Raw genomic sequence first — 19,576 nt, forward strand, 5'->3', positions numbered from 1 at the left:
CTCAGGTGAGCTGCACCGTCCTCAACAGGGTCAGCCCTACGACGACCACGAGGACCAGCGCACAGGTGCCGTACTGGACCAGCGCACGCCGCTCACGCGGGGCGTGCAGCATGGCGTAGCCGATCACGGCGCCCGCGACCAGGCCGCCGACGTGGGCCTGCCAGGAGATGTTGTCCCGGGTGAAGGTGAAGACCAGGCTGATCGCCAGCAGGATGACGACCGGCCGCATGTCGGCGTTGCGCCGGCGCATCAGTGCGGCGGTGGCACCGAAGAGGCCGAAGATCGCGCCGGAGGCGCCGAGGGTGGCCGTGGTGGGTGACTCGAGCAGGTAGGCGCAGACGCTGCCGGCGAGGCCGGAGACGAGGTAGAGCGCTACGTAGCGGGCTCTGCCGAGGGCTTCTTCCAGGGGGCCGCCGAGGAACCACAGGGTGATCATGTTGAAGCCGATGTGCCAGATCTCCTGATGGGTGAACATCGTGGTCACCAGGCGGTACCACTCGCCCTCCGCGACGCCCTCGGTCGGGACGAAGGGGGCGGGGGGCCAGCGCCCGATGAGCACCAGGTCGGCGAGGAAGGAGTCGGGCAGCGCCTGGACGGCGATGAACACCGCCACGTTGATCCCGACCAGGATCTTGGTGACGAGGTGGGGGTCGGCCGCGACGGTGCCGCCCGCGAGGGTGCGGGGCCGGGAGGCACTCGGAGCCGGGCCGGTGGCTCCCGGTGTGCGGCCCGCCGCGCAGTCGGGGCAGTGGAAGCCGACGGAGGCGTTCACCATGCAGTCCGTGCAGATGGGGCGTTCGCAGCGGGTGCAGCGGATGCCGGTCTCGCGGTCGGGGTGGCGATAGCAGCCGGGCAGGCTCTGGGCTCCCGGCGAGCCGGCGTCCGGTGGGCCGGCGGCCGCGTGGTCCATGGCATCCCCTCGGTCGTCCCTGCGGGCGGTGTGTGCAGATGCACCGCCCCGCCCTTCTCTACGGATGGGCGGGGCGTTTGGTTCCTGCCCGGTGTGCGGGGGTCTCAGGCGTTCCGCGTTGCGACGACGACCGTTTCGATGACGATGTCGGTCAGGGGGCGCTCGGTGCGGGGATTGGTCCGCACTGCGGCGATGGTGTCGACGACCTGCTGGCTGGCCGCGTCGGTCACCTCGCCGAAGATCGTGTGCTTGCGGTTCAGCCAGGTCGTCGGGGAGACGGTGATGAAGAACTGCGAGCCGTTGGTGCCGGGCCCGGCGTTGGCCATGGCCATCAGGTAGGGCCTGTCGAAGGCGAGGTCGGGGTGGAACTCGTCGGGGAACTGGTAGCCGGGGTCGCCGGTGCCGTTGCCCAGCGGATCGCCGCCCTGGATCATGAAGCCGCTGAGGACCCGGTGGAAGACGGTGCCGTCGTAGAGCCTGGCCGTGGACGTCTCGCCGGTGGCCGGGTGGGTCCACTGGCGTTCGCCGCGGGCGAGCTCGACGAAGTTCTTGACGGTCCTGGGTGCGTGGTTCGGCAGCAGCCGGACCTCGATGTCACCTTGGTTGGTCTTCAGGGTGGCGTAGAGCTGCTCGGCCACGATGTGCCTTCCCTCGTCCTGTTGTGCGCACCGATCCTCGCACGGTCGGAGGCGGGTTCGTCGCTCATCCCGCTGGGTCACGAGCATGGGGCGCCGATCCGTGGCATGGTCGGGGACAGGCATGTGTTGCCCGGTATTCATCCGTTATTGATGTCGATCAGCTCTTGTTCGCAACTTCATCACCACTTGTCCCAGAGGCCACGGCGGCATCGTCCGTGACCCGGATGCCCGCCCTCGCATGCCTGGCAGTGCGTCCCCAGGCATGATCCGTAAAAGGGTGGAAAGTCGAATTACCGTACGCCACCGAGGAGGAGGAACCCGTGACCCGCATCGACAGCGTGCGCGCCGCGACCGGTTCGGCGAAGGACAGCGTGCTGCACGCCGCGGAAGTGGTGGCGCCCTACGCCGACACGGCCAAGGACAGGGCCGCTCACTATGCACAGGAGGCGCGCGTACGGCTGGCGCCCAAGGTGTCCCAGGCCACGTGCCAGGCGCGTCACCAGTACGGCACGCATGTCGCGCCGCGGCTGGAACAGGCCCGTACGCATGTGCCGCCGAAGATGGACGCGGCCGCGCAGGAGGCCGCGATCCGTACGCGTCTGGCCGCTCGGCAGGCGGCCGACTATTCCCGACCGAGGATCGAGCAGGCGGTGGCCGCGGCCGGACCCGTGCGCGAGGAGGCCACGGCGCGTGGTGCCGCCGCGCTGGCCGCGCTGCGTGGTCAGGTCACGGCCAAGGAGATCCAGCGGCTGACGCGCAAGCACCAGCGACGGGCCCGGGCAGGCCGGGTCGCCAAGGTCTTCGCGGTGGTCGGCATCGTCGCGGGCGGCGCCTTCGCCGCGTGGAAGTGGTGGGACAAGCAGGCCAACCCGGACTGGCTGGTGGAGCCGCCGGAGGCGACCGAGGTTCCCGAGTCGGGCCGGCTGACGTCGGTGGACGGTACCGGCGAGGCGATCCTCGATCCCGAGGTGCAGGCCAAGCAGGCCCAGGAGGAGGCGGCGGAGGGCGACGAGCCCCGCTGATCCTCACTCGCCGTACAAGTACCGGCTGCTGTACTTACCGCCGCGGGGCGGGAGACCTTGAGTCTCCCGCCCCGCGGCGATGTTTCACGTGAAACCGCACAACCGCGCTCAGCGGCCGTAGCGGCGTTCCCTGAGGGAGTAGGAGCGCAGGGCGCGCAGGAAGTCGATCTCACGGAAGTCCGGCCAGTAGGTCTCACAGAAGTGGACCTCCGCGTAGGCGGACTGCCAGAGCAGGAATCCGGAGAGCCGCTGCTCGCCGGAGGTGCGGATGATGAGGTCGGACTCGGACCGGGTCTTGGAGTACAGGTGCTTGGAGATGTGCTCCATGGTGAAGGTCTCGATGAACTCGTCGATGTCGCCGCCCTGCGAGCTGTGCTCGGTCAGGGCGGAGCGCACGGCGTCGACGATCTCTCGTCTGCCGCCATAGCCCACGGCGACGTCGACCTTGGTGCCGCCCTTGCGGCCCTGGGTGGCGGCGGTGGCGGTCTTGAGGCGGCTCGCCGACTCGGCGGGCAGCAGGTCCAGAGCGCCGACGGCCTCGACGGGCCAGGGGTTGCCCGGCGCGGCCAGCTGCTCGACGACCTCGGCGATGATGTCGATGAGGGGGTTCAGCTGCTCTTCGGGCCGGTGGAGGTTGTCGTCGGAGAGCATGAACAGGGTGACGTGCTCGATCTGCGCGGAGTCGCACCAGCGCAGGAAGTCCAGCACCTTCGCACCGCCGGCCCGATAGCCCTCGCGGGGGTCGTCGATGCCGGACATCTTGGCCCACCGGCGGTTGCCGTCGAGCATGATGCCGATGTGCTGGGGGCGTGGGCGTCCCTCCAACTCCCTGACCAGCCGCTTCATGTAGAGCGCGTCGAGAGCGGCTCGTACCTTCGCCCGCATGGTCTACCCCTTCCACCTCGTCGGTAGCGAATGGACGGCTCCGACGGCGATGAGCCACGTGGCACCGCCCCGCGGGGGTGTGGCGCTGATGCCCTGTGGGGTGACGATATCAAGAGCAGACAGCGCCGCCGGGGCGCCGAGAGGGGCCCGTCCGCGGTCCGGTTCAGGCGGTGGCGCGGCCGCCGGAGCGTTGTTCCACGTGGTCAACTGGCCCTTTCCCTCCGGTTGTTGTTGATCACCCGGCCGATGCGGGCGGGGTCGGGCACGGTGCGAGGGTGACGACGGTGAGGAACGTCTCCGTCCGCCGGGGCCCGCGTGCGGCGGGGCCGCTGCGGACCGCCTGGCGGGAACAGAACACCTCCGACCCGCTTTTCCGCAGGTCGGAGGTGTACTTGACGGTGGAGCCTAGGGGAGTCGAACCCCTGACATCTGCCATGCAAAGACAGCGCTCTACCAACTGAGCTAAGGCCCCTCGGGAGGCGCCGCCGGTCCTGGTGCCACGGACCGTCGGGTGCCGGGGACCAGAGTACCGGGTCGCCCCCCGTATCTCACAAATGATTGGGGGTCCCGGGGAACGACCACGCTCCGTAAGATGCTCGGCGTGGTTCGCTGGAGCGAACTGCGGTTTTTGGGGAAGCGATGGGGAGACGCAATGGACGCCGCACAGCAGGAAGCCACCGCAAGAGCGCGGGAACTGCAGCGGAACTGGTACGGGGAGCCGCTGGGGGCGCTCTTCCGCAGGCTTATCGATGATCTCGGTCTCAACCAGGCACGTCTCGCGGGGGTGCTGGGGCTGTCCGCACCGATGCTGTCGCAGCTGATGAGCGGCCAGCGGGCGAAGATCGGCAATCCCGCGGTGGTCCAGCGGGTCCAGCTGCTACAGGACCTGGCGGGGCAGGTCGCCGACGGCAGTGTGAGCGCGGCCGAGGCGACGGAGCGCATGGACGAGATCAAGAAGTCGCAGGGGGGCTCGGTGCTCAGCAACACCACGACGACCACGAGCAGTTCGGGTGCTCCCACGGTCAAGCGGGTGGTCCGTGAGATCCAGTCGCTGCTGCGCTCGGTGGCGGCCGCGGGAGACATCATCGACGCGGCGGACGCCCTCTCCTCCTCGCATCCGGAGCTGGCGGAGTTCCTGCGGGTGTACGGCGCGGGCCGCACCTCGGACGCGGTCGCGCACTACCAGTCCCACCAGAACTGACCCCGTGGGTCCGGTCGCCGAGGGGGTCGGCGGCCGGGCCGGCGGGAGTGGCGCGACAGGTCCCAGGGGAGGAGCGGCGCACAGCCATGGGTGAGGTCTTCGCGGGCCGGTACGAGCTGGTCGACCCGATCGGCCGGGGCGGCGTGGGTGCCGTCTGGCGCGCCTGGGACCACCGGCGCAGGCGTTATGTGGCCGCGAAGGTGCTCCAGCAGCGGGACGCGCATTCGTTGCTGCGGTTCGTCCGCGAGCAGGCGCTGCGGATCGATCATCCTCATGTGCTGGCGCCGGCGAGCTGGGCCGCGGACGACGACCAGGTCCTGTTCACGATGGACCTGGTCACGGGCGGCTCGCTGGTCCACCTGGTCGGGGACTACGGTCCCCTGCCGCCCGACTTCGTGTGCACGCTGCTCGACCAGCTCCTGTCGGGGCTGGCCGCGGTGCACGGGGAAGGCGTCGTGCACCGTGACATCAAGCCCGCCAACCTGCTCCTCGAGGCGACGGGAACGGGCCGTCCGCGCCTCAGGCTGTCCGACTTCGGCATCGCGATGCGGCTGGGTGAGCCGCGGCTGACGGAGACCAACCTCGTGGTGGGGACGCCGGGTTATCTGGCGCCGGAGCAGATGATGGGTGCGGAGCCGGACTTCCCGGCGGACCTGTTCGCGGTGGGTCTGGTCGCCCTGTACCTGCTGGAGGGGGCCAAGCCGGACGCCAGGACGCTCGTGCAGCACTTCGCCGAGCACGGTACGCCGCCCGCGCCGCGGGGGATGCCCGAGCCGTTGTGGCAGGTCGTGGCGACGCTGCTACAGCCGGATCCGGCGGCGCGGTTCCGTACCGCGACGGGGGCGCGCAAGGCGCTGGCCGCGGCGGTGGAGCTGCTGCCGGAGCCCGGACCCGACGACGAGCTGATCGAGATCTTCGACCAAGTGGGCCCACTGCCACCGGGGTTCGGCCCCGAGGGCCCGCTCAAGAGGGCCTCCGGCGTGGACGACACCCCCACGGACCCACGACGCCCTCCGGGCACCGCGCCCACGGACCCACGCCACCCCCCGGGCGACGCGACCCCGTCCCCGCACGCGCCGACCCCGTCCCCGCAGGCCACCCCGTCCCCGCACGCCACCCCGCCGGCACCCTCCTGGCCGACCACGCCCCCGCCCGACCGGTCCCGGACCGGGGACCGGACACCCCCCACCCCGCCAACACCGGCTACCGGCCCGCTGCCCGACCAGAACGACCCGTCGCCCATCGCCCCGGGTCCGACACCCCCGCCCACACCGCCGACGGGCCCGGGCCTGGCGCCCACCGGTGGGCCGCCCGCCCTCGACGGCGCCCCGTCCGGCCCCACCGGGCACACGCCCTCCGACGGGCAGGGCTGGGCGTCCTCCGTACCCGCCGGGTCGCCGCCGTCGGCGTCCGGTCCGGTGTACCCGGATGACCCGGGCGGAACGACGCCGCCGACGGAGGTTCCCCCGGCCGAGCGGGACGGTGCCATGTCGGAGACCGGCAGTTTCCACCTGCCGCCCCCACAACCGCCCACGCAGCAGCGGGCGTTCACGGGCGCACCGCGGCACCTGCCACAGCACGTACCGCATCCGGCGCCGCAGACCTCGGCGCCGGACGGCACGCCGTACCGGGCGTCGTACGGGCCGCCGCTCCCCGCCCAGGCCCTCGCGCCGTCCCCGCCGCAGCGCGCCGACGTCCCCACCGCCGCGTACACCGCACGGAACCCGCGGTCCGCCCCTCCCGCCCAGCACCGTGGGACACGGCGGCGCCGCCGTCCCGGCCCCCCGGCCCGGGTGGCCCTGCCGCTGCTGCTGCTCGCGCTGGCCTGCTACGCCGTGGGGTTCTGGGCGCTGACCCGTATCTGAGTCGGGCGCGCCGGAAGGGGGCCTAGGCCCGGCGCCGGGCCGTCGCCGTCCACACGGCCAGGCCGAGGAGCAGCAGGCTGCCGGTGCCGATCCCGCCGACGGCGACCGCCTTCATGGCGAGGTCCTCGTCCGCGCCCCCAGCGGGCCCGCCCCCGGGCGGCGCGGCCGCACGGTCCTGCGCCGAGACCTCGAAGAGGCCCTTCGGCCGGGACTCCCCCGCGTAGTCGGGTCCGCCGCCCGCCGTGCCGCCGAGTCGGACGCGCAGCGTCAGTGCGAACGGGCCCTGGCCGAAGTCGTCGGCCATCTGTGCCGCGAGGTGGACCACGAGGTAGTAGTCACCGGCGAACCGCAGCGCGCCGACCTGTCCGGCGGTGGCGTACCGGTTGGGGTACGCGACGGGCGGCAGGGGGGCGAGGCCGACACTGGTCCGGCGTCCGGTGTAGCCCTTGGCGACGTCGTCGACCTCGCCGCGGGCGGGGTTGTGCAGGGCCAGCCGCAGGGCCCCGGTGGCGTAGCCGGAGGCGTCCGCGGACCCGGCGAGTTCGGCGGTGGCCGACACCTGGCGGCCCCAGTCGACCGGCACCTTGTAGTAAAGGGTCTCCCCGGGCCGGATGTCGTCGCGCCAGACGCCCTGCCCGACGAGGGTGGCGTGGGCGAAACCGTTGCCGCCCGGCCGGCGTTCCGGCTCACCGGCGAGCGGTTCGGGCGAGGCGGAGTCCCACGTCTCGGGCGCCTTGGTGGCGCCGCCCTGCCGCGGGCGGGGTTCCGCGGCGGCGGTGATCTCCAGGTCCCAGTCGTCCGGCGGGGAGTCCTGGGGCCGGGTCCGCTCGACGCCGACGTAGTAGGTGCCGGGGTCCTGGCACCGGCCGGCACCGGGGTCGATCTCGCGCATGCCCCAGGCGGTGACCGGGCGCGGGCTGCGGGCGGCGCCGAAGGTCGCGCTCTGCACGGAGCACGAGCCGCCGTCGGCGTCCTGCACGGAGACCCGGATGCCGTCGACGGCGGTGACCTCGCCGTCGGCACCGGGTACGGCGGTGACGGAGACGTAAGCGTCGGAGGCGTCGTCGAGGTCGAGGCGGTAATAGAGGACGCCGTTCCTCGGCAGGGTGCTGCGGTACGTGGAGCCGGCCTCCAGCGGTTCGGCGTCCTCGGTGGCGCTCGCGCCCGCGATCCGCACGGCGTCGCCGGCGAAGTCGTACCCGGCGGTGGCACCGGCCGTGCCGCCGAGGTCCCCGGCGGCCAGGGCCGTGGCCCCGGGCAGCGCCGCGGCCGTCACCAGTACGGCCGCCAGTGCGGCCATGCGTGCGGCCATGCGTGCGGCCATCCGTGCGGGCACCCGTGCGGTCACCGTCGGCCGCACGGTCGCCGTCGGCCGCGCCCGCCCCGTTCCGGCGCGCCGTCGAGCCGTACACCACCGTCCCATGACCCGCCACCCCTCGCGCTCATCGGTCCTGCCGCCGCCCGCCCCGAGCCGCATGTCCCAAGCCGCATGCCCCAGTCGCCCGGCCGCCCGCCCCCAGCGGACCGTGCCCGGTCGGGGCAACACAAAACCCCGACCGTTTGACGGCCGGGGTCTGCTCAGGACCGGATGTCGGTCGTTCTCACGAACCCGTGGGCACGGAGTCAGTCGCCTCCGTCCACAGATCCTGCTCGGCGCGATCCGCCTGGATCTGGCGGTACACGAGGAGCCCGCCGATGGCGGCCAGTGCGACCAGGAGAAGCTTCTTCACCGCGCGACCTCGTCTTTCCTTGACGTTGGGGACTTCTGGCGCCCGACTATACACACCGGCCGATACCGATCGGTGACCTGCGTCGGCGGTCAACTGCCCGTCGCCGGAGCCCTTTAGAAGCGGACGAACCCATTCTGATCGGAGGGTGATCACACCCTCACGTGCGGTGACTTTTGCCCGCCTCCCTCCCGTCTGGGCACCTTTTCGCACCCCTTGCGGCTATTCGGGTGGTGTTCATCTGAACATCGACGCGCCACGGGCGTCGGTCCACCACTTCGCGGCCCTCATACACATCATGAGGAAAGTACGCAAATCGCCCAACCCGAAAGTGAGGGGCCATGGCCCGGAACAAGGTCCTGACGCTCTGGACCACCATCGTCACCGCCTTCCTCGCGCTGTGCACGGCGCTCGGACTCATCACGACGACGGCCGCCGCGGCCGTACCGCAGGCCAGGACGCAGAGCAACACCGAGAGCGCCTCGCCCGAGGCGGCACCCGCGGCCGCGGTTCCCCTGCCCCGGTCCCGAACCGGTTCCCTGCCCCCCACGATGAAGCAGCGCATCCGCGCCGAGGCCCACGGCACGGCACCCAGTTGCCGCCACCGTCCGCACGCCGACGCCGCTGCGGCCACCGCCACGACCACCGGCCTCCCGTGCGACGACACCGCCGCCGAGCCCCGGGCCCAGCACACCATCCCGCTCCAGCGCTGAGCGGCCCGCGCCACCCCCGACCCTGACGTAACGGCGATCTGCGTACCGCACCACACGCGAGAAACGGCCCGGCCGCTCGACAGAGCAGCCGGGCCGCCGCCGTGTGTGCGCCGGAACAGGAACGAACAGGGAGATATTCGGTCGGGCCGGGCCATCCCCGCCCCTCGACTCCGCGGGGGCTCCTGAGGAGTCGTAGCCTGCGGCCATGCCCAAGGAGAGCCACCAGGGAAAGGCGGTGAGTACCGCCGTGAACCGGCGCGTCATCATCGTCACGGCCGTCCACGGCCCCGCCGCCCCCTTCCTCCCCGAGGCCTACGCCTCGCTGTGCGCCCAGGAACTGCCCGACGGCTGGGAGTGGCGCTGGGTGATCCAGGAGGACGGCCGTACGCGTGACGTCCGGCCGTACGTGCCCGACGACCCGCGGGTCGTGTTCCACCAGGGCCGTTACGGACGGCAGGGCGGGCCCGGGGTGACACGCACGATGGCCCTGGCCCACGCGGACGGCCCGTACGTGAAGGTGCTGGACGCCGACGACCGGCTCACTCCGGGCGCCCTGGCCCGCGATCTGGCCGCCCTGGAGGCCGACCCGTCGATCGGGTGGGCGACCTCACGGGCCCTGGACCTCCTGCCCGACGGTTCGACGGCCGGCTTCCCCGGCGATCCGGCGCACGGGCCGATCGAGCGGGGTGTGGTGCTCGACTTCTGGAAGGCGAACGGCTTCCGCGCCCAGGTCCACCCGGCGACCCTCCTCGTCCGGCGCGACCTGCTCCTCGCCCTCGGCGGCTGGATGGCCCTGCCCGCGTCCGAGGACACCGGCCTGCTGCTGGCGCTGGGCGGCGTGAGCCGGGGCTGGTTCTCGGCGGAGGTCGGTCTGCTCTACCGCAAGTGGGAGGGCCAGGAGACCGGTCGGCCGCCCCACGCGGACCCCGCGGAACGCACGGCCCGGATGGCGGTGGTGGAGGCCAGGGCGCGTGCGCTGGCCTCCTTCGGGTGGCGTCCACCGGAGGCCTCCGAGCGCTCCGAGGGCTCCGAGGGCGCCCAGGCCCGCGAGGGATCCGAGGGATCCGCGTGCTTCGACGGCTACCACGGCTACGGCGGCTACGGCGGCTACGGCGGCTACGGCGGCTACGCGGGATCCGACAGCCCGCGCGAGCGCCCCTGACGCGGCGGGGCCGGAAGCGCCGAGTGGTCAGGGCAGCCGTTCCGCGTCGACCCGGGAGAAGATCAAGTCGCTCTCCTCGGTGACCGGCCCCCGCACGCGGACCGGTGCCCGGGGCACGCCGCTCAGCGCCGGGGGGTAGCTTCCGGGCGCGTAGTCGTTGGCCACCCGATAGACATGGAACCCGGCGTTCCGCATCACCGCCAGCAGGTCGTCGGCACGGTCCCCGAGCCGGGCCATGCGCTCGGGCGACACCTCCACCGTGAGCTCCGCGTCGGGCCGCAGAGCGCCCAGCACCGGCGCGAGACCACGCACCACACTCCCCTCGGCGCCCTCGACGTCGATCTTGATCACCCGGGCGCTCGCGATCTCCGCCGCGTCGAGGAGCTCCGGGAGCGGCCGGGCCCGGGCCCGGAAGCTGGACTCCACCGGCCCGTCGTACGGGACGATGCTGTTCGCCCCCGTGTTCCGTGAGCTGGCGAGCGCGAACGTCAGCGTCCTGGCGCGGTCGGAGACGGCGGCGTTGAGCGCGCGGACGTTGCCGAGGGCGTTGAGCCGGACGTTGCGTACCAGGCTGCGGTGCAGGTCGGGCGACGCCTCGATGGCGACGACCCGGCCCTCGGCACCGACGAGCCGGGCGGCCAGGACGCTGAAGGCGCCGATGTTGGCCCCCACGTCGACGAAGCCGTCCCCCGGCCGCAGCCGGCGCCGCAGCCAGCCCGTCAGATGCGGCTCCCAGGCACCGAACAGGTACAGGTACCGCTGGATGAGGTCCTGCGTGTCCACGGCGAACAGCTCGCCGGTCCGCGTCTCGACGACGGCCCGGCGGGGGTGCTCGCGCAGCCGCGGGTTCAGCCAGCGCGTGGCGAGGGCCGCCTTCCCGAGGGTCCCGGGGCCGCCCCGCACGTACCGGGCGGCGAGGCCGACCAAGGCCTCGGTGACGGTCGCGCCCGGCCCGACCCGGGGGGTCGGCGTCAGAGCGCTTCCGTTTCCGCGCGCGCGATGGTGATCGCGGCGGACGGGCACCCCTCGGCCGCCTCCCGCACCCGGGGGGCGTCGACGTCGTGCTCCCGGCCGGGTATGACCGCACCGAGGCCGTCCACCTGGGTGAAGACGGCGGGGGCCCGGTGGACGCAGTCTCCGGAGCCGTAACACTGCTCGGGGTCGACGGAGATCCTCATGCGCACTCCAGCGGCGGTCGGTTCGGAGCCTTCACGACCTGCCTGCCCATGGATCGGCGCGTTGAATCCGCTCCGCCCGCCCGCCTGCCTCTTGGTCCCTCGGTCCGGCTCGGCACGTGCGCGTCGGCATGGTTTGGCTCCGGTCCCTCCCCTCGTGGGGACCGGTGCCAAACCATGCCGGCGCCGTTCTTGATGGGCGGAGGCGGGCCGGGTCGGGGAGGGACGGGCCATCGAAAGCTGACCGAGAACATGCGGCCTCATGGGGTGGCTCTCCGAGTACTGAGCCGCTGACCTGTCCGGGTGCCGCGGGGCCGCCTCGCCACTGCGACGCGATCCTGCCACCCGTGGTCGCCGCAGAGGAGGTTCCGGTTTCATACGCCCCCTGTAGCCGCAGGTCAGCCGTATAGAGTGAGTTTTCCGGTCCGGACGTCCAGGTGCGGGGGAAGTAAGGAGTGGAGACCTTGAGTTTCGACTCAGGGGCACGCACGGCCTTCGCGGAACGCCTCGCACTGCTGTACAGGGAGGCCGGCAACCCTCCCCTCAAACGTGTGTCCGAGGCCGTCGTCCGGCTCCAGCGGGTCGACGAACGAGGGCGGCCCGTACGGGTCTCCGCCCAGCGGATCAGCGACTGGCGGCGGGCCAAGAACGTACCCGCCCAGTTTCCCGCCCTGGCGGCCGTCCTGCACGTCCTCATACCCCCGGCACGGCGCGCACGGCCCGTACCGGTCTCCGCCGGTCTGTACGACCTGGTCCAGTGGCAGCGCCTGTGGGAGCGGGCGGTGGCCGACCCGACCGGTGAGCGCCCCGCGCCGCCCGCGGCCGCGGAACAGCCCCCCACCGAGGCCCAGCAGGCCCCCGGCGGGATCTGTCCCTACCGGGGCCTGGCCGCCTACCGCCGGGAGGACGCCGACTGGTTCTTCGGACGGGACCGGAGCACCCGGGCCCTGGTCGCCCAGCTCTACGCGACGCGCGAGACCGGCGGGCTGGTCATGCTCGTGGGCGCCTCCGGAGCCGGCAAGTCCTCCCTGCTGAACGCCGGTCTGGTGCCCGCCCTGCGCGCCGGTGCGCCGGACGCCTGGGACGGTCCGCCCGGACGCGTGCTCCAGTTCGTGCCGGGGGCCGACCCGCTCGGCGAGCTGACCCGCCAGGTGCCGGGGCTCGCACCCGTCGTCGGCGCCACAGGGGAGGCGGCGGCCCAGGAGACGTCGCCCCCGGAGCCGGACTCCCCCGAGGCCCGCCCCACGGCCGACCCATCAGCGGAGGGCACCACCAGGGCCGCTTGCGCGGCGTGGGCGGCATGGGCGGCGGCATCCACCGAAAGCCCGGAGGGTCCGGGCGCCCCTCCGGTCGTCATCGTGGACCAGTTCGAGGAGCTCTTCACCCTCTGCGCCGACGAGGCGGACCGGCGCTTGTTCATCCGGCTGCTCCAGGCCGCCTGCACACCCGGCGCCGACGGGGACCCGCCGCCCGTGCTGGTCGCCCTGGGCGTACGCGCCGACTTCTACGACCGGTGCCTGCGGTACCCCGAGCTGGCCGACGCGTTGCAGCACCGGCACATGGTGCTCGGGCCGCTGACCACCACGGAACTGCGCGAGGCCGTGACCGCCCCCGCCAGGGCCGTCGGCATGGAACTCGACCCGGGACTCGCCGAGCTGATCGTCCGCGAGGTGAGCACCGACGGACCGCAGGGCGCACACGACGCGGGCGTGCTGCCGCTCCTCTCCCACGCCCTGCTCGCGACCTGGCAGCGGCGCAAGGCGGGCCGGCTGACCCTGGCCGGATACCGCGCGGCCGGCGGCATCCAGGGCGCGGTGGCCGCGACCGCCGAACGGGCCTGGTCCGGTCTGGACCCGGCGGCCCGGACGGCCGCGCGGCTGCTGCTGCTCAGGCTGGTCCGGCTGAGCGAGGACACCCAGGCCACCCGCAGGCGCAGCACCCGGCGCCGGCTGGCCGAGGAGTCGGGGGACCCGGACAAGACCGAGGAGTCCCTCGAAGCGCTGGTGCGGGCCCGGCTGGTGACGCTCGACGCGGACACGGTGGAGATCACCCACGAGGCGCTGCTGCACGCCTGGCCCCGGCTGCGCGACTGGATCGACGACGACCGCGCCGGAAACCTGCTGCGCCAGCGGCTGGAGGAGGACGGCCTGGCCTGGGAGGAGTCGGACCGCGACTCCGCACTGCTCTACCGGGGCTCCCGGCTCGCGCAGGCCGACGGCTGGGCGAAGTCGGCCGACGACACCCTGCTGACCCGCAGCGCGGTCGAGTTCCTGGCCGCCGCCGTCCGGCTCCGCCGGCGCACCGTCATGATCAGCCGTGCCGCGGTGTCGGCGCTGGTCGTCCTGGCCCTGGTGGCCGTCGGTTCGGCGGTGCTCGCCTGGCAGCAGCGCAACGACGCCGTGTTCGAGCAGGTGGTCGCCGAAGCGGACCGGGTCGAGGACACCGACCCGTCCCTGTCGGCCCAGCTCGACCTGGCCGCACACCGGCTGCGCCCGGACGACGAGGACGTCAGGAACCGGCTGATCTCGATCGTGAACGCGCCCCTGGCCACCCCGCTCCTCGGGCACACGGGCGCCGTCTACCTCACCTCCTTCAGCCCCGACGGACGGACCCTGGCGACGGCCAGCTACGACCGGACCGTCCGGCTCTGGGACGTCTCGGACCCGGCCAGGCCGCGGCAGCTCGGCAAGCCGCTCACCGGACACACGAGCTGGGTGAGCACCGCGGTGTTCAGCCCGGACGGCCGCACCCTGGCCAGCGCCTCGGACGACGGCACGATCCGGCTGTGGGACGTACGGGACCCGCGCCGTCCGCGCCCGCTCGGCGCCCCGCTGACCGGCCGCGGCGGCACCGTCTACCTGCTCGCCTTCAGCCCCGACGGACACACCCTGGCCTCCGCCCACGACGACCACGCCGTCCGCCTGTGGGACGTGGCCGACCGGCGTGCCCCCGAGGCCCTCGACACCCTGACCGGGTCCACCGCGGCGGTGCGCTCGGTGGCCTTCAGCCCGGACGGCCGCACGCTCGCGGCCGGCGGCGACGACGACAAGGTACGGCTCTGGGACGTCGCGGACCCGCGCCGCCCCGAGCCGGTCGGCGCACCGCTGGCCGGCCACAGCGGCCTGGTGCACTCCGTGGCGTTCAGCCCGGACGGCCGCACCCTCGCCAGCGGCAGCGCGGACGACACCGTGCGGCTCTGGGACGTCACCGACCCCGCCGGGGCGAAGTCCGCCGGCGCACCGCTCACCGGTCACAGCGGACCCGTCTGGGCGGTGGCGTTCAGCCCCGACGGCGACATGCTCGCCGCGAGCAGCGCGGACAGTACGGCGAGCCTGTGGAACGTCAGCGACCCGGCCTACCCCGCGCAGATCGGCGTGCCCCTCGCCGGAGGCAGCGGCGAGATGTACGCCCTCGGCTTCAGCCCCGACGGCCACACCCTCGCCACCGGCAGCGGCGACAGCAAGGTCCGCCTGTGGTCGCTGCCGACGTCGGACATGATCGGCCGCATCGGCGCCTTCCGCCCGGACGGGCGGGTCCTGGCCACGGCGGCCCGCGACGGCCGGGTCCGGCTGTGGAACGTGGCGGACCCGGCCCGGCCCGTGTCGCTGAGCGCCCCCTTCACACCGGGGGAGGGAGACATCCGGTCCCTGGTGTTCTCCCCGGACGGCAAGACGCTCGCGGTACTGGTGGGGGGCCGCGCGCTGCAACTGTGGGACGTCACGGACCCGGCCCGGCCCAGGGCCCACGGACCGCCCGTGGCGCTGCGCACCCGGTACGCGGGCCCCGACACGCTCGCGTTCAGCCCCGACGGCCGGACCCTGGCCACGGCCCACGACGACCGCACCGTCCAGCTGTGGGACGCCGAGGACCCCGCCCACCCGCGCCGACTGGGCGCACCGCTCTCCGGCCACACCGGATACGTGAACACGCTCGCGTTCAGCCCGGACGGCCGCACCCTCGCCAGCGGCGGCGCCGACGACGCCGTACGCCTCTGGGACGTCACCGACCCCGCGCACGCCACCCGCCTCGGCGCCTCCCGCACCGGGCACCTGGGGCCCGTCAACGTCCTCGCCTACAGTCCCGACGGCCGCACCCTGGCCAGCGGCAGCGACGACGGCACGGTCCGGCTCTGGGACGTCACCGACCCCGCCGAGGCGTCCGGGGACGGCACCCCGCTCGCCGGACACACCGACTCCGTGGTCTCGCTGACGTTCAGTCAGGACGGCGCCACCCTGGCCAGCGGTGCCAACGACAACACGGTCCGGCTGTGGAGCGTCACCGACCCCGCCGAGGCCGCCCCCATCGGCCAGGCGATGAGCCCGAACGCCAAGACGGGCACCTTCCTGTCCTTCAGCCCCGTGCACCACATGCTCGGCGTCTCCAGCGGCACGGACACCGTCCGGCTGTGGAGCCTGGGCGTGGACGACGCCATCGACCGCATCTGCTCGGCCACCCGGGGCGTGCTGACCGAGGAGAAGTGGCACGAGTACCTGCCGCGCCTGGACTACGAGCCGCCGTGCGACCGGTGAACCGCGCACCCCGTACGTGATCCCTGTCACATCGCCGACACCCGACCGACCAGTCGGCACCCACCGGCCACCCGGCCTTGTTAGCCTTGGCCACAGCCCGACCGCTGGCGCATCCCCCGTCGCCAGCGGTCGGGTCTTTTCCTGCCCAGCCGACGGCGAGCAGCGAACGGCGAACGCAAAGACCCCCAACCGATACCGGCTGGGGGTCTTCGTGCTGGTGGGGCTAACAGGATTTGAACCTGTGGCCTCATCCTTATCAGGGATGCGCTCTAACCAACTGAGCTATAGCCCCGCCGCGCTCTGCGGTGCATGTCCCGCGCGCTGACTCCTGAAGATTAGCGCACGAGGCGGGCAGTCCCAAAATCGGTTGTCGCACCGCCGGAGAGCGGGGCCGGCCCCGTGGATCACTCGTCCTCGGCGAGCGTCAGCTCCACGCCGCCGACGAACCCGGCGGACAGGTTGTAGATGAACGCGCCGAGGGTCGCCAGGGCCGTCGCGAGGACCACGTCGATCACCGCGATGACCGTCGTGAACAGCAGCACGTTGGGCAGCGACAGGAAGGACTGAAGGTCGAAGCCGTTGGACTCGTTGGAGCCGGTGGCCTCGGCGATCGTGCCGCCGACCGTCGAGAAGACGCCCATGGCGTCCATGACCATCCACAGCACGGCGGCCGCGACGATGGTGCAGATGCCGAGCGCGATGGAGAGCAGGAAGCTGACCTTCATCACCGACCACGGGTCGGCCTTCGACACGCGCAGCCGCGCCTTGCGCACGCGGGGCGTGGTGCGTGCGCCGGTGCGCGGGCGGCGCACGGCCGCCGTGTTGCCGCCGTGGGTCTGGTAGGCCTGCGGCGGGTGGTACGGCCCGCCGGGCTGCTGGGGCTGCCGTTCTCCCGGCAGCGGCGAGGCCGCCTGCTGAGTCTGCTGGCCTCGGGTGTCCGTCACAGTTCCCCCCTGGGATCCATGCGTTGTGGACGAGCTCCCCGCGTGCGAGTCGGTCGCTCCGTCGTCGATCTTGCGCAGTTGAGTCGTGTGCGAATCCGTCGCACGCGCGGCGGAGCCACGGCCGCCGCCGCCCGTTTCCGTACCCGTGGGGGTACCGGCCGATCCGGCGCCCGTGGCTCCGCTCACGATGACTCTCTCCTCGTGCTACTCGGCCGAGGGCGCCTCACCCTCGTCCGTGCCGGTGGTCTCGGCACCCTCGGCGGTCTCGTCGACGGCCACATCGCCGTCGACCTCCTCCGCCTCGCGTCCCGCCTCGGCGTTGCGTGCGATGCCGACGACGGCATCGCGCTTGCCCAGATTGATCAGTTGAACGCCCATGGTGTCACGGCCGGTCTCCCTGACCCCGTTGACTCGCGTACGAATCACACCGCCCGAGAGTGTGATGGCGAGGATCTCGTCGTGCTCCTCGACCACCAGCGCGCCCACGAGCGACCCGCGGTCCTCGACGATCTTGGCGGCCTTGATGCCGAGGCCGCCGCGACCCTGGACGCGGTACTCGTCGACGGAGGTCCGCTTCGCGTAACCGCCGTCGGTGGCAGTGAACACGAACGTACCGGCTCGAACAACATTCATCGAGAGCAGCTCGTCTCCTTCGCGGAAACTCATGCCCTTGACGCCCGAGGTGGCACGGCCCATCGGACGCAGTGTGTCGTCCGACGCGGTGAACCTGATCGACTGTGCCTTCTTGCTGATCAGCAGCAGATCGTCCTCGGCCGAGACGAGTTCGGCGCCGATCAGTTCGTCGTCGCTTCCGTCCGCCTGCTCCCGCAGGTTGATGGCGATGACACCGCCCGAACGCGGCGAGTCGTAGTCCTTCAGCGGCGTCTTCTTCACCAGGCCGGCCTTCGTGGCCAGGACCAGGTACGGAACCGCCTCGTAGTCGCGGATCGCGCGGATCTGGGCGATCGTCTCGTCCGGCTGGAAGGCCAGCAGGTTCGCCACGTGCTGGCCGCGCGCGTCCCGGCCGGCGTCCGGCAGCTCGTACGCCTTGGCGCGGTAGACGCGGCCCTTGTTGGTGAAGAACAGCAGCCAGTGGTGCGTGGTGGACACGAAGAAGTGGTTGACGATGTCGTCTTCCTTGAGCTTCGTGCCGCGCACGCCCTTGCCGCCGCGCTTCTGCGCCCGGTAGTCGTCGGTCTTGGTGCGCTTGATGTAGCCGCCACGCGTGACCGTGACGACGATGTCCTCCTCGGCGATCAGGTCCTCGATGGACATGTCGCCCTCGTACGGGATCAGCTTGGTCTTGCGGTCGTCGCCGTACTTCTCGACGAGCGCGGCCAGCTCCTCGCTGACGATCCCGCGCTGGCGCACGGGCGAGGCGAGGATCTCGTTGTACTCGGTGATCTTCGCCTGGAGCTCGTCGTGCTCCCGGACGATCTTCTGCCGCTCCAGGGCCGCCAGGCGGCGCAGCTGCATCTCCAGGATGGCGTTGGCCTGGATCTCGTCGATCTCCAGGAGGTCCATCAGGCCGCCGCGCGCGATCTCGACGGTCTCACTGCGCCGGATCAGCGCGATGACCTCGTCGATGGCGTCCAGCGCCTTGAGCAGGCCGCGCAGGATGTGCGCCCGCTCCTCCGCCTTGCGCAGCCTGAAGCGCGTACGGCGGACGATGACCTCGATCTGGTGGTTCACCCAGTGGCGGATGAACGCGTCCAGCGACAGGGTGCGCGGCACGCCGTCGACCAGGGCCAGCATGTTGGCGCCGAAGTTGGTCTGGAGGTCGGTGTGCTTGTACAGGTTGTTCAGGACGACCTTGGCGACCGCGTCCCGCTTGAGGACGATCACCAGGCGCTGGCCGGTGCGGGACGACGTCTCGTCGCGGACGTCGGCGATGCCGCCGACCTTGCCGTCCTTCACCAGGTCGGCGATCTTCTGCGCGAGGTTGTCCGGGTTGACCTGGTAGGGCAGCTCCGTGACCACCAGGCACTGGCGGTTCTGGATCTCCTCGACCTCGACGACCGCGCGCATGGTGATCGAGCCGCGCCCGGTGCGGTAGGCCTCCTCGATGCCCTTGCGGCCCACCACCAGCGCGCCGGTCGGGAAGTCGGGGCCCTTGATGCGCTCGATGAGCGCGTCGAGCAGCTCCTCGTGCGAGGCCTCGTAGTTCTCCAGGTACCACTGGGCGCCGGCCGCGACCTCGCGCAGGTTGTGCGGCGGGATGTTGGTCGCCATGCCGACCGCGATGCCCGCCGAGCCGTTGATCAGCAGGTTCGGGAAGCGGGCGGGCAGGACGGTCGGCTCCTGGGAGCGGCCGTCGTAGTTGTCCGTGAAGTCGACGGTCTCCTCGTCGATGTCGCGGACCATCTCCATCGACAGCGGCGCCATCTTGCACTCGGTGTAGCGCATGGCCGCCGCCGGGTCGTTGCCCGGCGAGCCGAAGTTGCCGTTGGAGTCGACGAGCGGCATCCGCATCGACCAGGGCTGGGCAAGGCGGACCAGCGCGTCGTAGATGGAGCTGTCGCCGTGCGGGTGGTAGTTGCCCATGACGTCGCCGACGACGCGGGCGCACTTGTAGAAGCCGCGCTCGGGGCGGTAGCCGCCGTCGTACATGGCGTACAGCACGCGGCGGTGCACGGGCTTGAGGCCGTCGCGGACGTCGGGCAGCGCGCGCGAGACGATGACGGACATCGCGTAGTCGAGGTACGAGCGCTGCATCTCCGTCTCGAGCCCGACGGGCTCGACACGCATCGCCAGGGCGTCACCCTCGGGCGTGGTCACAGGAGTGTTCTCGTCGGTCATTGCTGG

At 72.3% G+C, this 19,576-nt stretch carries 14 protein-coding genes, 2 tRNA genes and 1 pseudogene; 6 read left to right on the top strand and 11 right to left on the bottom strand.

All coding sequences use genetic code 11. From position 1 onward, the window contains the following. Position 1: 1 nt before the first annotated feature. Together B9W62_RS19305 and B9W62_RS19310 are read right to left on the bottom strand one after the other, a co-directional pair. The gene (locus B9W62_RS19305; protein ID WP_087808361.1) at positions 2–910 is read right to left on the bottom strand and encodes a rhomboid family intramembrane serine protease; all 909 of its coding nucleotides are present in this window, start codon (positions 908–910) and stop codon (positions 2–4) included. A 104-nt stretch (positions 911–1,014) separates the two neighbouring features. Then, entirely contained in the window at positions 1,015–1,548 is a 534-nt protein-coding gene (locus tag B9W62_RS19310) for a peptidylprolyl isomerase (RefSeq protein ID WP_087808362.1), read from the bottom strand. 320 nt (positions 1,549–1,868) lie between these two features. On the opposite strand from B9W62_RS19310, the gene B9W62_RS19315 reads away from it, so the two are divergent. Then, complete coding sequence (locus B9W62_RS19315; RefSeq protein ID WP_087808363.1) at positions 1,869–2,570, top strand: DUF5324 family protein; 702 nt, start codon at positions 1,869–1,871, stop codon at positions 2,568–2,570. A 108-nt stretch (positions 2,571–2,678) separates the two neighbouring features. Here the strand turns inward: B9W62_RS19315 and B9W62_RS19320 are convergent, their stop codons facing one another. Next, positions 2,679–3,455 carry an isoprenyl transferase gene (locus B9W62_RS19320; RefSeq protein ID WP_087808364.1) on the bottom strand — a complete coding sequence of 259 codons (777 nt, stop codon included), beginning with the start codon at positions 3,453–3,455 and terminating at the stop codon, positions 2,679–2,681. Between the two features lie 399 nt (positions 3,456–3,854). After that, positions 3,855–3,927 (bottom strand) — tRNA-Ala (locus B9W62_RS19325). Positions 3,928–4,107: 180 nt separating this feature from the next. On the opposite strand from B9W62_RS19325, the gene B9W62_RS19330 reads away from it, so the two are divergent. After that, on the top strand, positions 4,108–4,656 hold the full coding sequence (locus tag B9W62_RS19330) for a helix-turn-helix domain-containing protein (protein WP_087808365.1): 549 nt from the start codon (positions 4,108–4,110) through the stop codon (positions 4,654–4,656). Between the two features lie 86 nt (positions 4,657–4,742). Next, a complete protein-coding gene (locus tag B9W62_RS19335) occupies positions 4,743–6,521 on the top strand; it encodes a serine/threonine-protein kinase (protein WP_087808366.1) in 1,779 nt (592 codons plus the stop codon). Between the two features lie 22 nt (positions 6,522–6,543). Here B9W62_RS19335 and B9W62_RS19340 read toward each other — a convergent pair whose 3' ends face one another. Both B9W62_RS19340 and B9W62_RS40500 read right to left on the bottom strand, forming a co-directional pair. Further along, on the bottom strand, positions 6,544–7,833 hold the full coding sequence (locus tag B9W62_RS19340; protein WP_373433693.1) for a hypothetical protein: 1,290 nt from the start codon (positions 7,831–7,833) through the stop codon (positions 6,544–6,546). 289 nt (positions 7,834–8,122) lie between these two features. Further along, a complete protein-coding gene (locus B9W62_RS40500) occupies positions 8,123–8,251 on the bottom strand; it encodes a DLW-39 family protein (protein WP_003999697.1) in 129 nt (42 codons plus the stop codon). Positions 8,252–8,589: 338 nt separating this feature from the next. Here B9W62_RS40500 and B9W62_RS19350 point away from each other — a divergent pair, with 338 nt between their 5' ends. Continuing rightward, entirely contained in the window at positions 8,590–8,961 is a 372-nt protein-coding gene (locus tag B9W62_RS19350; protein ID WP_087808369.1) for a DUF6344 domain-containing protein, read from the top strand. Positions 8,962–9,208: 247 nt separating this feature from the next. Beyond that, positions 9,209–9,973, top strand: a pseudogene (locus B9W62_RS19355) (glycosyltransferase family 2 protein); the annotation flags it as partial. Positions 9,974–10,150: 177 nt separating this feature from the next. Here B9W62_RS19355 and B9W62_RS19360 read toward each other — a convergent pair. Both B9W62_RS19360 and B9W62_RS19365 read right to left on the bottom strand, forming a co-directional pair. Continuing rightward, positions 10,151–11,050: an FkbM family methyltransferase gene (locus B9W62_RS19360; protein WP_256976506.1), complete on the bottom strand. Its 900-nt coding sequence runs from the start codon at positions 11,048–11,050 to the stop codon at positions 10,151–10,153. A 44-nt stretch (positions 11,051–11,094) separates the two neighbouring features. Further along, complete coding sequence (locus B9W62_RS19365) at positions 11,095–11,301, bottom strand: ferredoxin (RefSeq protein ID WP_087808370.1); 207 nt, start codon at positions 11,299–11,301, stop codon at positions 11,095–11,097. 452 nt (positions 11,302–11,753) lie between these two features. On the opposite strand from B9W62_RS19365, the gene B9W62_RS19370 reads away from it, so the two are divergent. After that, positions 11,754–15,827 carry a WD40 repeat domain-containing protein gene (locus B9W62_RS19370; RefSeq protein WP_087808371.1) on the top strand — a complete coding sequence of 1,358 codons (4,074 nt, stop codon included), beginning with the start codon at positions 11,754–11,756 and terminating at the stop codon, positions 15,825–15,827. Between the two features lie 215 nt (positions 15,828–16,042). On the opposite strand, the gene B9W62_RS19375 is transcribed toward B9W62_RS19370, so the two are convergent. The 3 genes from B9W62_RS19375 to gyrA all read right to left on the bottom strand — a co-directional run bounded on the left by B9W62_RS19375 (position 16,043) and on the right by gyrA (position 19,570). After that, positions 16,043–16,119: transfer RNA gene (locus B9W62_RS19375), tRNA-Ile, on the bottom strand. Between the two features lie 112 nt (positions 16,120–16,231). Then, the gene (locus tag B9W62_RS19380; RefSeq protein ID WP_179235561.1) at positions 16,232–16,957 is read right to left on the bottom strand and encodes a DUF3566 domain-containing protein; all 726 of its coding nucleotides are present in this window, start codon (positions 16,955–16,957) and stop codon (positions 16,232–16,234) included. A gap of 18 nt (positions 16,958–16,975) precedes the next feature. After that, positions 16,976–19,570: a DNA gyrase subunit A gene (gene gyrA, locus B9W62_RS19385; protein ID WP_087808373.1), complete on the bottom strand. Its 2,595-nt coding sequence runs from the start codon at positions 19,568–19,570 to the stop codon at positions 16,976–16,978. Positions 19,571–19,576 lie beyond the last annotated feature (6 nt).

The organism is Streptomyces sp. CS113, from assembly GCF_002188365.1.
Classification (GTDB): domain Bacteria; phylum Actinomycetota; class Actinomycetes; order Streptomycetales; family Streptomycetaceae; genus Streptomyces; species Streptomyces tendae.